14 protein-coding genes are annotated in these 11,083 nt (G+C 72.6%); 1 reads left to right on the top strand and 13 read right to left on the bottom strand.

Annotated elements, in window-relative coordinates; all coding sequences use genetic code 11:
• Positions 1-99: 99 nt before the first annotated feature.
• A complete protein-coding gene (locus ACZ4UB_RS33830; RefSeq protein ID WP_468076220.1) occupies positions 100-543 on the bottom strand; it encodes a nuclear transport factor 2 family protein in 444 nt (147 codons plus the stop codon).
• Positions 544-640: 97 nt separating this feature from the next.
• Between ACZ4UB_RS33830 and ACZ4UB_RS33825 the strand changes: the two genes are divergently transcribed.
• A complete protein-coding gene (locus ACZ4UB_RS33825) occupies positions 641-1,198 on the top strand; it encodes a TetR/AcrR family transcriptional regulator (protein ID WP_468076218.1) in 558 nt (185 codons plus the stop codon).
• Between the two features lie 23 nt (positions 1,199-1,221).
• On the opposite strand, the gene ACZ4UB_RS33820 is transcribed toward ACZ4UB_RS33825, so the two are convergent.
• The 12 genes from ACZ4UB_RS33820 to ACZ4UB_RS33765 all read right to left on the bottom strand — a co-directional run bounded on the left by ACZ4UB_RS33820 (position 1,222) and on the right by ACZ4UB_RS33765 (position 11,082).
• Positions 1,222-1,935 carry an OmpA family protein gene (locus tag ACZ4UB_RS33820; RefSeq protein WP_468076216.1) on the bottom strand — a complete coding sequence of 238 codons (714 nt, stop codon included), beginning with the start codon at positions 1,933-1,935 and terminating at the stop codon, positions 1,222-1,224.
• Positions 1,936-1,939: 4 nt separating this feature from the next.
• Positions 1,940-2,530: a hypothetical protein gene (locus tag ACZ4UB_RS33815; protein ID WP_468076214.1), complete on the bottom strand. Its 591-nt coding sequence runs from the start codon at positions 2,528-2,530 to the stop codon at positions 1,940-1,942.
• Between the two features lie 29 nt (positions 2,531-2,559).
• The gene (locus ACZ4UB_RS33810; protein ID WP_468076212.1) at positions 2,560-3,210 is read right to left on the bottom strand and encodes a pilus assembly protein TadG-related protein; all 651 of its coding nucleotides are present in this window, start codon (positions 3,208-3,210) and stop codon (positions 2,560-2,562) included.
• A gap of 5 nt (positions 3,211-3,215) precedes the next feature.
• Positions 3,216-3,419: a hypothetical protein gene (locus ACZ4UB_RS33805; protein WP_468076225.1), complete on the bottom strand. Its 204-nt coding sequence runs from the start codon at positions 3,417-3,419 to the stop codon at positions 3,216-3,218.
• 122 nt (positions 3,420-3,541) lie between these two features.
• Positions 3,542-4,240: a response regulator transcription factor gene (locus ACZ4UB_RS33800; protein ID WP_354379700.1), complete on the bottom strand. Its 699-nt coding sequence runs from the start codon at positions 4,238-4,240 to the stop codon at positions 3,542-3,544.
• The gene (locus tag ACZ4UB_RS33795) at positions 4,237-5,523 is read right to left on the bottom strand and encodes a sensor histidine kinase (RefSeq protein WP_468076210.1); all 1,287 of its coding nucleotides are present in this window, start codon (positions 5,521-5,523) and stop codon (positions 4,237-4,239) included. Before ACZ4UB_RS33795 ends, ACZ4UB_RS33800 begins: the two co-directional genes overlap by 4 nt.
• 2 nt (positions 5,524-5,525) lie before the next feature.
• On the bottom strand, positions 5,526-6,416 hold the full coding sequence (locus ACZ4UB_RS33790) for a DUF5936 domain-containing protein (RefSeq protein ID WP_468076223.1): 891 nt from the start codon (positions 6,414-6,416) through the stop codon (positions 5,526-5,528).
• A 103-nt stretch (positions 6,417-6,519) separates the two neighbouring features.
• Positions 6,520-7,458 carry a type II secretion system F family protein gene (locus ACZ4UB_RS33785; RefSeq protein WP_354379702.1) on the bottom strand — a complete coding sequence of 313 codons (939 nt, stop codon included), beginning with the start codon at positions 7,456-7,458 and terminating at the stop codon, positions 6,520-6,522.
• Positions 7,455-8,918: a CpaF family protein gene (locus ACZ4UB_RS33780; protein ID WP_468076208.1), complete on the bottom strand. Its 1,464-nt coding sequence runs from the start codon at positions 8,916-8,918 to the stop codon at positions 7,455-7,457. Before ACZ4UB_RS33780 ends, ACZ4UB_RS33785 begins: the two co-directional genes overlap by 4 nt.
• Positions 8,915-9,394 carry a TadE/TadG family type IV pilus assembly protein gene (locus ACZ4UB_RS33775; protein WP_468076206.1) on the bottom strand — a complete coding sequence of 160 codons (480 nt, stop codon included), beginning with the start codon at positions 9,392-9,394 and terminating at the stop codon, positions 8,915-8,917. The genes ACZ4UB_RS33780 and ACZ4UB_RS33775 overlap by 4 nt, the downstream gene beginning before the upstream one ends.
• Positions 9,391-9,777, bottom strand: coding sequence for a TadE/TadG family type IV pilus assembly protein (locus ACZ4UB_RS33770; RefSeq protein WP_354379705.1), 387 nt, complete (start codon positions 9,775-9,777; stop codon positions 9,391-9,393). The genes ACZ4UB_RS33775 and ACZ4UB_RS33770 overlap by 4 nt, the downstream gene beginning before the upstream one ends.
• Before the next feature lie 3 nt (positions 9,778-9,780).
• Complete coding sequence (locus ACZ4UB_RS33765) at positions 9,781-11,082, bottom strand: AAA family ATPase (protein ID WP_468076203.1); 1,302 nt, start codon at positions 11,080-11,082, stop codon at positions 9,781-9,783.
• Position 11,083 lies beyond the last annotated feature (1 nt).

Genomic DNA, 11,083 nt, shown 5'->3' with positions numbered 1-11,083 from the left:
TCCACACCGAACCCGGAAGGCCCTCACCCATTCAAGACGCCTCAGCCGAGACCTCCATCACCCGTCCACAACCTCCCGAGGCAATACAGCTAGGTCGTCTCAGGTGGCGCGCAGGCGGCGGTCCGATGCGGCGATCGGGACGTCGTTGATGCTGGCCTCGCGGCGGCGCATCAGGCCGTTCGGGGCGAACTCCCACTGCTCGTTGCCGTGGCTGCGCCACCACTGGCCGGCCGCGTCGTGCCACTCGTACTCGAAGCGCACGGAGATGCGGTCGCCGGTGTAGGACCACAGCTCCTTGCGCAGGCGGTAGTCGAGCTCGCGGGTCCACTTGTCGGCGAGGAACTCCCTGATCTCGGCGCGGCCCGTGAGGAAGCGGTCGCGATTGCGCCAGACCGAGTCCTCGGTGTAGGCCAGGGCGACCCGCTCGGGGTCACGGCTGTTCCAGGCGTCCTCGGCGGCCTGCACCTTGGCCAAGGCGCTCTCGTGCGTGAAGGGCGGCAGGGGCGGGCGCGGGGTGCTGGGGCTGGGGCTGGACGACGACATGGCGGGGCCTTTCGACGCTGCGCGAGTGGAGAACGTACGTTCTCACCGTAGAGAACGAGCGTTCTCACCGCAAGCGAAAAAGGGTTACGCTGCCCTCATGGACGACGAAGAGGCCCGGACCCGACTGCTGGACACGGCGGAGGAGCTGTTCTACGCCGAAGGCGTCCAGGCCGTCGGCATGGACCGCATCCGCACCGGGTCGGGGGTCCCGCTCAAACGGCTGTACCGGGTCTTCCCCGCCAAGGAAGCACTGGTCGAGGCCTACTTGGACCGGCGCGACCAGCGGTGGATGACCAGCCTTCGGACCGCCGTGGTCGCGGCCGGACCCGAGCGGGCGGCCGCGGTGACGGCCGTCTTCGACTGGCTGGCCGAATGGTTCGCGGAGCCCGGCTTCCGGGGGTGCGCCTTCCTGAACGCGCACGGTGAACTGGGCGCGGGACCGGCCGGGGTGCGGGAGGTCGTACGGCGCCACAAGGCGCAGCTGCGGGAGCTGCTGGGCGAGGTGGCGGGCCCCGGGGCGGCGGAGCTGGCGGACCGGTTGATGATCCTGGTCGAGGGCGCGACGGCGGTGGCGTCCCTGGACCCCGGCCCGGCCGCCGCCCTGCGGGCGCGCGACATGGCGGAACTCCTCCTGGCGCGGAGCGGGTCCCGCTAGGTCCTGTCGGCCGCCGGGTCGGGCTACTTGTCGCTGCCGCGCGGGAAGGTGATCTCCACGCGGCGGTTCTTCTTGCGGCCCTCTTCCGTGCCGTTGTCGGCGATCGGGTAGTCCTCGCTGTACCCGCGGATGTCGAAGACGACGGAGGCGTTGGTGACGGTCTTGGCCAGCTCGGTGTGCACGGCCTCGGCGCGCTGCTTGGAGAGTTCCAGGCCGTGCTCGTAACTGCCCTGGTCGTCGGTGAAGCCGAAGACGCGGACGCGGGTGGCCTTCTGCTGGTTGATCTCGTTGGCGATGGCCAGGATGCGGGCCGCGGCCTGGGCGTTGAAGACGGCGCTGTTCTCGGGGAAGAGGACCTCCGACTGGAGCGCCATCATCACGTTCTGGTTGGTCTCCTGCCGCCGCTGCTCACCGCCGAGGTCCTCGACGACCTCGGCGATGTCTAGCACCTTGGCGGGGGCGAGCGTGCCGCCCTGCGGGATCTTCAGACCGGGCGAGTTGGAGTCGATGGCCACGGGCGCGGCACTGGACGCCTCGGTCCCGGGGGGCGTGGTGCCGGTCGGCGTGCCGCCCGGGCGCGGGGAGCCGGAGGGCGCGGCCCCGACGGGCGCGCCGGCCTTGTCGTCGGCGTGGGCGCTCGTCGCGCCGAGCAGGTGCCCCCCGGCGATGATCAGCGCGGAGACCGCGGTGGCGGCGGCTGCGCGGTGGCGGGTGTGTGAGCGTGCGCGTGTGGTCATGGGGTCACCCGGAGATTTTGATGGTGGCCGTGGCGAAGGTGGGAAGGCCGAAGTCGACCTCCGTGACGTTTGCGGGGGGTGCGGGGAACTGGACGAAGAAGGGGATCGACCCGCCCGGCTCGATGCGGGTGATGCCCGTCGTGCACAGGCAGCGGCTTTCGGTGTCCCTGAGCACGTAGTAGCGCTTCTTGCCGGGCTTGTCGACCAACGTCGCGCCCGCGACGGAGGTGCCGCTGGCGTTCTTCTCGTCCCCGCGCCAGGCCGTGACCTTCGTGAACACCTTGTCGGTGCCGTTCTTGATCTGCCCGCTCACCGTGACGAAGCCGCCCTGGTCGCGCGCGGCCGAGTTGATCGTGAGGACGATGCCGGGATCGCCGTTCGACGTGGCGAGGACTTCGGTCGGTTCAGGACTCGGAGACGTGTTGGCGGACGGCTTCTTCGAGGAGCCGCCCTGGGACGTACCGGCAGATGGCTTCGCGTCACCCTGCGGCTGCTTGTCGTCCCCGCCACCGCATCCGGCCAGTGTGAGGGTCAGGACCGCCGCAACCGCAACAGCCGCTCCCCCGCGGGCCTTCACCGTGTGCCGCATGCTCATCTACGCCGCTTCCTGTCTCTCGTTGATCGTTAGTGGACCAGGCGCACGTCGAAGAGGCTTCTCGCCACGGTGCGCCAGCGATCCGGTTTTGACGGATCGAAATGGATGACGGCTCCGTCTTTGCACAAGATCTCGACCGGAACCGGAACCGGAACCGGACGCGGATCCGGATCCGGCTTGGGTGCCGGACCTCCGTCCGCGGGCGGGGTCGCCCCCGGGTCCGGCGCGGAACCCAAAGTGCATCTGGGCTCGATGCGCGCCGTCGCCTTGCCCTTGCCCCTCGTACCGGCGATGCCGGGAACGACGGAATTCCCCACTCCCGCGTTCGTCGTCGCCTCGACGGTGAAACTGGGGAGGGCCGGTGCGCACGTCGCCGTCGCGCCGTTGGCCGCCGCGAAGTCGGTGGCGGCCGCGCAGGCCCCCGCCCCGTCGAAGAGACCCCCGTCGAGGAGGTTCCGCCACTCCTCGGGCTTGAGCTTCGTGAAGTCCAATCCGGGCAGCAAGTGGTCCCGGGCATCCCCCGCGGCGGCCAAGGCCGCCGCGTCCGCTGCCTTCTGGGCTCCACTGCGGACCACGGCGGCCTGGCTGATGGCGAAGAAGGCGAACGCGGCGAAGAGCAGACCCGCCACCGTCACGATGTAGATCGGGAACGCCTGCCCGCGGTCGCCGGAACCGGCCATGACTGTCAGCCGCCACCCGCCGTCACGGCGGCCACCGCGGCGGCGATGCGGTCCGTGATCGCCGTCCCGATGCCCGTGCCGACGATCGCTCCGATGATCACCACGACCACCAGGATGATCCCCAGGTACTCGAAGGCCGTCTGCCCCCGGTCCCCCTCCCCTTCGTCCATCATCCGAAGCCTCGCTTCGATCCAGGCTTTGAGCAGCATGCTGTTCGGCATGGGCATTCCCTCCCGGTCCGGTGCCGCTGTCGATTTGCGGACCGTACGGGGTGGGGGTGGGGGTGACCAAGGGTCCCGGGGCCCAATTACGGACCCAATGCGCTCGGCGTCTAGCCATGGCCGGTCACTCCTGGACGGGCGGTTCCCAGCCAGCGGGCTATGGCCTCGCTGCGGGTGGTGCTGTGGAGCTTCGCGAAGATGCGGTTGATGTGGTTCTTGACCGTCTTCTCGCTGATGAAGCAGGTGGCGGCGATCTGCTGATTGCTCATTCCGGATGCGATCAGGTCCATCACCTCCACCTCCCTCGAACTCAGGCCGTATGCCGCGTGGTTGTGGTGCTGCACTGAAGACTGTGCCACAACTCGTTGCGGTTGCGAAGCCCCCCGGAGGTCTGCGAGCAAGATGCTCGACGGGGTCGAGGTGAAGTTCGCGCGGCCGGCGTGGGCGTCGCGGACCGCCGAGGTCAGCTGGTCCGGGGTGAATTCGCCGTGCACCAGGTAGCCCGCCGCGCCCAACAGGAGGGATTCGCGGACGATGTCGGACTCCCGGCTGTACGTCAGCATCAGTACGGGCGCCAGCTGGACCAGGTGCGGCAGGGCCGAGATGCCGTCCACGCCCGGCATCCGCACGTCCAGCAGGACCACGTCCGGGCGGTGGGCGCGGGTGAGGTGGAGGGCGCCGCGGCCGTCGGCGGCCTCCGCCACCACCTGGAGGTCCTCGTGGGTGGCCAGCAGGGCGGCCAGGCCCGCGCGGACGACCGGGTTGTCGTCCGCGATCAGGATGCGCAGCGCCGTGGCGGGGGGTGTCATCCGCCGCCCTCCCCCGGAGCCGGGAGCGGGAGCGGGAGCGGAAGCGTCAGGCGGACCTCCGTGCCCGACGGGGCGGCCCGGGCGATGGTCAGCTCCGCGCCGATCGCCGCGGCCCGTTCCCGCATGCCCAGCAGGCCGAAGTGGCCCGCCGACCGCAGCGCCGCGGGGGACGCGTCCACGGCGAAGCCGCGGCCGTCGTCCCGGACGGCGAGGGCGAACAGGCCCCCGGCGACGGACGCCGTCACCGTCGTACGGGCGGCCCCCGCGTGGCGCCCGGCGTTCTCCAGGGCCTCGGCGGCGACGGCCAGGAGGTGGCGGCGCACGCGCGCGGGGTAGTCGGGGAGGTCCACCGGGGCCGACAGCACGGCGTCCGCGAACCGGGCCGTGCAGGCGCCCAGTTCCTCCACGAGCGGAGCCGGCGGGGCCGCGGTGGCCGCCTCGGCCCCGCGCAGTTCGCACAGCAGCTCGCGGGATTCCGCCGCCGCGCGGCGGGCCGCGTGGGCGATCAGGGCGGCCTGGGCCCGCACCGCATCCGGGTCGGTGGTCCGGCCCAGCGCGTCCGCGGCCAGTGCCAGCCCGTGCAGGGTCTTGGACACCGAGTCGTGCATCTCCCGGGCCAGCCGGGCCCGTTCGTCGCGGACCGCCTCCGCCACCGCCAGCCGGGCCCGGGTCTCGGTCAGGGCCCGGCTCGCCTCGCCGACCCGCAGCAGCAGGCCGCGCAGGCTGGAGCCGGCCGCGCCCGCGAGCAGGCACAGGGTGGCCAGCAGGTACGCCGCCGGCACGTGGTGGGCCAGCGCGGCCACGGCCACCGCTTGGAAGGCGGCGTACAGGGCCGATCCGCGCCACCCCTGGACCAGTCCGGCCAGCAGCGGAGTGCACACGGAGACGAAGCCGAGCGGGGACTCGGGGCCCGCGGTGACCAGTAACAGCGCGCTGAAGGTCATGTCCACCGCGAGCAGCCAGGGGTGGCGCAGCAGCAGCGGGCCGAAGCGCTCCCAGTCGCGGAAGAGGGCGTACGAGAACATGAAGACGGTCAGCAGCGCCCCCGAGACCAGCCACAGCGGCAGGCCGGGCGCGGTGTGGGTGAGCGCCAGCGGGGCGCCGAGGGCGATCATCACCAGCCGGAAGGCGAAGACCTGGCGGCACAGGGCCTGGAGGGCGTTCGCCTGGAGGGGCAGGGCGATGGCCGCCGCGGCCGGCGCCGCCGGCGCGGCCCGGCGCGCGTACCCGAGGCGGGGGGCGCGGCCGCCCCCGGGCCCGGTGAAGGACAGTGCGGCCATCATCGTCAGCCACCTCCCAGGATCGCGCCGAAGTCGACGTTCGCGCCGTAGACGAAGCCGCAGACCAGCAGGATCAGCGTGCCGGGCAGCATGAACATCGTGACCGCGAAGGTCGCCTTGGGGACCGCGCGGGCCGCCCGGCGGCGGGCGTTCTGGGCGTCGGTGCGGCGCATGTCCTCGGCGATCGCGATCAGCGTGTCGACGATGGGCGAGCCCAGTTCCTCGCCCTGTTGGAGCGCGGTGACGAACTGCGCCACCTGCTCGGAGTCGTTGCGCCGGCGCAGTTCGTCGAAGGCCTGGCGGCGGCTGACGCCCATGTTCATCTGCTGGAGGGTGATGCGCACCTCGTCGGCCCAGGGGCCCTCGTACTTGTCCGCGACCCGCTCCAGCGCCTGCCGGAAGCCGAGCCCGGCGCTCACGACGACGGCGAGCACGTCGAGGAAGTCGGGCAGGATCCGTTCGATGTGGTCGCGCCGGACCCGGATCGCCGACCACAGGCCGACCTCGATCCAGAACAGCCCGAACGCGACCATCAGCAGCGCCGCGACCAGCTGGCCGTTGATCAGCATCGCGAAGGCACCGAGCGCGCCGAGGGCGCCGTACACCGCGCGCCGCGCCGCGTAGCGGTCGATGGTCAGACCGGCCGGGTTGCCCGCCATGTCGATCTGGCGGCGCTTGCGGGCCACCCGGTCCCGGCCCATCAGGCGCAGCACCAGCGGCGCCCAGCGGATGCCGAGCCGGTCGACGAGGGAGCCGACGGCGGTGGTGCGCGAGGCGCCGACCTCCAGGGCGAGGGCCAGGTCGCTGGGGAGCTTGGTGTCGGCGCGGTAGAGCCGCAGTCCGTGGAAGGCGCCGAAGACGGACAGGCCGAAGACCAGGGCCAGTACGGGGCCCAGCCATCCGCCGGTCGCCACCGATGCGGCCAGCGCACCGGAGCCGGAACCGGAACCGGAACCGGACCCGGTCAAGGGGGTCAGGGAGAGTGTCATCCGGCGGCCCTCACACGTCGATCTTGGACAGGCGGCGGATGAGGACGAAGCCCAGGGCGAAGAGGCCGAGCGCGACGAGCACCGCGGTCTGTCCGATGAACGCGCCGGTCATCCGGTCAAGCGCGCCCGGCATCATCGCGTCCACCAGGAGCAGCGAGGCCAGTCCGATCGCGGGCACCAGGTAGGCGGTCACCGTGACCTGCGAGAGCTGGGTGCGGATCTCGCGCCGCGTCTCCTTGCGCTGCTCCAGCGTGACCGTCAGGTTGCGCAGGCTCCCCACGATCGCGCCGCCCGCGCGGGCGGAGAGCACCAGCGTGGACACCAGGACGACGAGCTCGCGCGAGGGCAGCCGCTCGGCGATCTCGCCCAGCGCCTCCTCGATGGAGTGCCCGATCGCCAACCGGTCGGCGACGCGGGAGAGTTCCTCGCCCGCGGGGGCCTCCAGCTCTTCGGCGGCGATGCCGATGGCGGTGCGCAGGGCGAGGCCGGCCTGGGTGGCGTTGGCCAGGATCCGGGCCAGCTCGGGGAGCTGGTTGATGAAGCGCTCCGTGCGCCGGGCCCGCTGCCAGTTCAGGAAGGCGTTGCCCGCCCAGATGCCGATCAGGCCCGCGACCGGCCCGAAGAAGGGCGCGAGGAAGGCGGCGGACAGCAGCCAGACCCCGGCGACGGCGGCCAGCACGTACACGAGGAACTCGCCCGGGGTCAGGTCGAGTCCGGTCGTGGCGAGCTTCTGCTCGATCCGGCGGCCGAAGGAGGTCGTGCGCAGTCGGCGGTCGAGGGTCGGGAAGCGGCGCCTGCGGCCGCTGGGCGGGGGCTCGCCGCTCGCCGTGAGCCGTTCGACGAGGGCCGCGCGCTGGGCGCGTCCGGCGGCGTACGCGCGCGTGCCGAGGACGACGAGCAGGCCGGCCAGCAGGGTGGCTCCGAGGGTGAGGAGCACGAGAGCGTTCACAGGATGGTCCGGGGGTCGAGCGGATCGAGCGGATCGTGGGGGTACGGCGGCTGGAGCGCCGGCGGGTACGTCGGCTGGTGCCCCTCGAACCGCGGCTGGTGCGGCTGGTACGCCTGGTACGGCGCCTGGTGCCCCTCATAGGGCTGGCCGCCGCCGGCCGCCGCGACGCCGAAGGCCTGCGGGACCGGCTGGTTGTTCATGTACAGCCGGTCCGCGACCCGGCGCGGCAGCGGGCGGTACTCGAAGTGGCCGAGGACGCGGCCGTCGGGCCCCGGGGGCTGGGCGGCGTAGCGGCACACCGTGGTGATCCGGAAGGGTTCGCGGCCGTGCGATTCGAGGACGGAGATCTCGGTGATCCGGCGGGAGCCGTCGCCGAAGCGGGTCAGCTGGACGATGACGTTGACGGCGCTGTTGATCTGGTCCTGGAGCGCCTCGAAGGGGATCTCGACCTCCGACATGGACGCGAGGGTCTGCAGGCGCATCAGGGCGTCCTCGGAGCTGTTCGCGTGGACGGTGGCGAGCGAGCCGTCGTGGCCGGTGGACATGGCCTGGAGCATGTCGAGGGTCTCGCCGCCGCGGACCTCGCCGACGATGATGCGGTCGGGGCGCATGCGCAGGGAGTTGCGGACGAGGTCGCGGATGGTGATGCGGCCCTTGCCCTCGACGTTCGCCGGTCGCGATTCGAGGCGGATCACGTGGGGCTGCTGGAGCTGGAGTTCGGCGGAGTCCTCGATGGTGATGATGCGCTCGCCCTCCGGGATCAGCCCCGAGAGGGCGTTGAGGAGGGTGGTCTTGCCGGTGCCGGTGGCGCCGGAGACGATCACGTTCATCTTCGCCTGCACCAGCCCGGAGAGCAGGAGCAGCATCTGCTCGTCGAGCGAGCCGAGGCCGATCATCTCGTGCAGGGTGAAGGCGCGCGGGAAGCGGCGGATGGTGAGGGTCGCGCCGGTCAGTGACAGCGGCGGGATGATGACGTTGACGCGCTCACCGCTGGGCAGCCGCGCGTCGACCATCGGATTGGCCTCGTCCACGCGGCGGTTGACGGTGGAGACGATCCGCTCGATGGTCTGCATGAGCTGGTCGTGGGAGGCGAAGCGGAGCGGGAGCTGCTCCACCCGGCCGCCGCGCTCCACGAAGATCTGGTCGGGGCCGTTGACCATGATCTCGGAGATCGAGGGGTCCTCCAGGAGCGGTTCGAGCACGCCGAGACCGAGGGCCTCGTCGACGACCCGGCGGATCAGCTGGGCGCGCTCGGCGGTGGACAGGACCGGGCCCTCGCGGCTGATGATGTGCCCGAGCACGCGCTCCAGGCGCGCCCGGCGCTCGGCGGGCGCGAGCGCGGACATCTCGGCGAGGTCGATCTCCTCCAGCAGTTTGGCGCGGTACGCGGAGACCAGGCGGCCGTCCTCGCGCGGGCCGTGCCGGTCGTCGGGGGTGTTGACCCGGGAACGCAGGCTCATGGTCCGGTCACCTCCGGGTCGTCGTTGGGCATGATCGCGGTGCGGGTGGCGTCGGGCACGCTCAGCCCGGGGACGATGGAATTGACGGAGATCGTCACCGTCACCGTCACCGCGTCGGCGTTCTTCGAGACCACGACCCGGGCGCGCGAGGCCAGACCGCCGCTGATCGCGGCCCGGCCCGCCGCCTCGCCGCCCTCGCCGTAACGGGCTTCCACGCGGGCGGCCGTACGGGCCGCGGTGTCGGCCTGCTCGTGGACGTAGCCGATCCAGCCCAGCTGGATGCCACAGAGCCCGACGAAGAGCACGATGGGGACGAACCCGATGTACTCCAGGGCGACTTGGCCCCGGTCGGCGCGCGCGCCCCGCCCGTTCCGCAACGCCTTCCCGAAGGCGTCACGGAACACGTTCCTGGGCTCGTTCCTGGGCTCGTTCCTGGACTCGTTCCCGGACTCGTTCCTGGACACGTCGCCGCTCACCTCGCGCTCTCCTTGGCCGAGCCGCCCTCGCCGACGATGGGGACCCCGATGTTCAACCCCGGGTAGAGCACGGGGAGGTTGAGCGTGACGGTCGCCTTGTAGATGTCGCCGGAGGTCCCGCAGCTGGAGGTCATCCGCCAGGCGCCGCCGATGTGCCGCCCCGCGGCCGCCGCGCAGGCGCCGTCACCGCGGGCGGCGCCGGCGCGCGCCGCCTCGTCCGCCGCGTTGCCCGCGAGCGAGAAGGCGTAGCCGATCAGCACGCACTCCCACACCGCGACCACCAGCAGCAGGATCAGCGGCACCGTCCCCAGGAACTCGATGGCCACCTGCCCCCGGTCGCCGCCCGCACGCACCCGGTCCGTGCGGCGCCCCCCGGCGCGCACCCCTCAGCCCTCCCCGGTCCGGCGCCGCCACGGGCCCACCGCGCCGCGGTCGCCGCCGCGCAGCCGGGCCACGGGTCCGCCCGCGCGCACCGCGAGGGCGCCGCCGGGCGTCGGTGGCGGCTCGTCGGCGTCCGGGGCGGCGAGCAGGCCCAGCTCCCCGGCCAGGGTCCACAGGGCCTGCTTGACGGTGGAGCGGTTGTCGAGGTCCTGGACGCGGCCCGCGTCCACGACGGCCTGGAGCTCCTTGAAGGCCGCGGGGACCGGGGTCCGGGTGGCCCGGGTCTTGGTGATCTTCTGGATGAGCGAGGGCTGTATCTCGGTGTGCTTGGTCCAGCGGTTGACGACCAGGGAGGTCTCCTCCGCCTTGCGGATCTGGAGCCGTTCCCACATCCGCACCATCCGCTTGGCGGCGCGTACGGCGACCACGTCCGGGGTGGTGACCAGGACCGCCACGTCCGCGCTCTCCACGGCGGTGGCGCTGGCGCCGGTCAGTTGGGTGCCGCAGTCGATGACGACGAGGTCGTAGCGTCCGCGCAGGGCGGTGATGACCTGGCGGGCGGCCCGCTCGTCGACCTCCTCGCCACGCTCGCCCTCGCCGGGGGCCAGCAGCAGGGCGAGGCCGGTGCGGTCCTCGTACACCGCGTCCTGGAGCACCCGGGGCGAGATGTCCTGGATCCCGGCGAGGTCGGCGATGGAGCGCCGGAACTGCACGTCGAGGTACGAGCCCACGTCCCCGGCCTGGAGGTCCATGTCCACCAGTGCGGTGCGCCGGCCGGCGGCGGCCGCGGCCAGCGCGAACTGGACGGCGGTGAAGGTGGCGCCGACCCCGCCCTTGGCTCCGGTGACCGTGACCACGCGGCCGCCGGGGCCGGCCAGGACGTCGGGGCCGCGGCCCAGGTGGCGGCGTACGCCCACGGACCACTGGGCGGCGGCCTGGACGCGGGCGGCGAGCTCCTCGTAGGCCAGCGGCAGCCCGATCAGGCCGCGCGCGCCGGAGTCCATGGCCGCGGAGAAGAGGCCGGGGCCGGCTCCGGAGCTGACCAGGATGACGCCGACGGCCGGGAAGCGCAGGGCGACGTCGCGGATGAGTTCCAGGGCCGGGACGGGGCCGATCCGCTCGTGGACCAGCACCACCTCGGGCAGTTCGTCGAGGGATTCCGCGGCCAGCCGGGCCAGGGTGTCCAGGAGCGAGGTGGAGTCCGGCACCGGGGCGGCCGGTTCCGCCTCGGGGAGCTGGCTGAGCAGGGTGATGATGGAGCGGGCGGCCTCCGGGTCACCGACCGCCGGGAGGATTCGGGTGGTCATC

This window comes from Streptomyces sp. NPDC028419 (genome assembly GCF_055565515.1).
The sequence above is the reverse complement of the archived record's forward strand: the minus strand, read 5'-3'. Positions and strand labels throughout refer to the sequence as shown.

Bases quoted from the DNA above. Each gene is read 5' to 3' on its own strand.
- ACZ4UB_RS33795 (WP_468076210.1), bottom strand. From the start codon at position 5,523: ATGATGGCCGCACTGTCCTTCACCGGGCCCGGGGGCGGCCGCGCCCCC.
- ACZ4UB_RS33810 (WP_468076212.1), bottom strand. From the start codon at position 3,210: ATGGCCGGTTCCGGCGACCGCGGGCAGGCGTTCCCGATCTACATCGTG.
- ACZ4UB_RS33825 (WP_468076218.1), top strand. From the start codon at position 641: ATGGACGACGAAGAGGCCCGGACCCGACTGCTGGACACGGCGGAGGAG.
- ACZ4UB_RS33800 (WP_354379700.1), bottom strand. From the start codon at position 4,240: ATGACACCCCCCGCCACGGCGCTGCGCATCCTGATCGCGGACGACAAC.
- ACZ4UB_RS33805 (WP_468076225.1), bottom strand. From the start codon at position 3,419: ATGCTGCTCAAAGCCTGGATCGAAGCGAGGCTTCGGATGATGGACGAA.
- ACZ4UB_RS33815 (WP_468076214.1), bottom strand. From the start codon at position 2,530: ATGAGCATGCGGCACACGGTGAAGGCCCGCGGGGGAGCGGCTGTTGCG.
- ACZ4UB_RS33765 (WP_468076203.1), bottom strand. From the start codon at position 11,082: ATGACCACCCGAATCCTCCCGGCGGTCGGTGACCCGGAGGCCGCCCGC.
- ACZ4UB_RS33830 (WP_468076220.1), bottom strand. From the start codon at position 543: ATGTCGTCGTCCAGCCCCAGCCCCAGCACCCCGCGCCCGCCCCTGCCG.
- ACZ4UB_RS33820 (WP_468076216.1), bottom strand. From the start codon at position 1,935: ATGACCACACGCGCACGCTCACACACCCGCCACCGCGCAGCCGCCGCC.
- ACZ4UB_RS33780 (WP_468076208.1), bottom strand. From the start codon at position 8,918: ATGAGCCTGCGTTCCCGGGTCAACACCCCCGACGACCGGCACGGCCCG.